This window comes from Acidovorax sp. GW101-11A03 (assembly GCF_059424825.1).
In genome coordinates, this window is sequence record NZ_JBWKZU010000146.1 from 1 (window position 1) to 1,035 (window position 1,035).

At 57.7% G+C, this 1,035-nt stretch carries 2 pseudogenes; both read right to left on the reverse strand.

Going from position 1 to position 1,035, the window contains the following annotated elements:
• A pseudogene (locus AC07Z7_RS25090) lies at positions 1 to 560 on the reverse strand (hypothetical protein); the annotation flags it as partial.
• A 61-nt stretch (positions 561 to 621) separates the two neighbouring features.
• Positions 622 to 1,035, reverse strand: a pseudogene (locus tag AC07Z7_RS25095) (patatin-like phospholipase family protein); the annotation flags it as partial.

Here is a 1,035-nt window from a genome sequence, read left to right on the forward strand (position 1 = left end):
GTAGTCTCGTGCACGACGATGTCATGCGAGAGGCTCGTAAAGATAAAAGGCCTCGCAGGCTCCTGATCGGCCCTGAAGTAGCCGAACATCAACGCGCGGTCTTCACGGGAGTAGAACGCGTTGGCATCTACAAATGCGTGCGGGGCAACATGGAGTTGGTGACCGTCGAAACCCCAATGCACCCGCCGTCCCAGCGCGTACTCAAAACGCGCCAGCGTTCGCATCACCAACGCATAGACGTTCTGCCCGTGAAACGCCGGATTGGCTAGCAATTGGTCTTCCGCCTTTTTGCGGAGCTTGTTCCCAGGAGGTGGAAGCTCGGCCGCAAAAATGTCCTCTAGCCTGCCTTCCGCATCCTCTTGGTATGCGTGGGCCTTGTACAGAACACCGGCCTCAGCATCAAAGTCAACGACCTTGACCCGGTATCCCGTGGGCCCGAGGGCAAGCCGTTCTGCTGGGACATCTACAGTCGCAAATACCCGCTCTCCTGAGGGCCCCCTCACTCCCGGATCTTGGGCCAACACTAAGAACGACTGCTTGCCTGGCTTGATCATCGTCACGGCTGGGCTCCTCTAGAATGCGCGACCTCATGAGGTCGCAATTCCACCTGGAAAGATCGGATCAAACCGCCGCGAGGAGCTCGGGTGCGTATGAACGAAGGCGCGCTTCAACGAGTGCCCCTCCGTGGCGTTGGAGAACAGTCATTTCATCGCCGTTCAACCGCTTCAGGTTGGTGCTGATCGAGGATGCAAAGGTGGCATCTCCCGGGTTGGCTTGCCCCTCGACGCTATCGATAGAGAACCACAGTGGCTTTGGCCCCTTACCCGCCAAGTGCCGATGCTGCATGCGATCGAACTGCAGCCCTCTCACTTGCTCCATCAGAATGTCCAGAGCAGCTTTGAGGACCATGGCTCCAGCCTCTGTCGGCTCTGAGGTATTGGTGAACGGCTTTCCGCCGTCACTGGTGATCAAATAGTCGAGCTTATTTCGGTCGACACGCAGACCAGGATTGATGCCTAGGTTGTCATAGACACC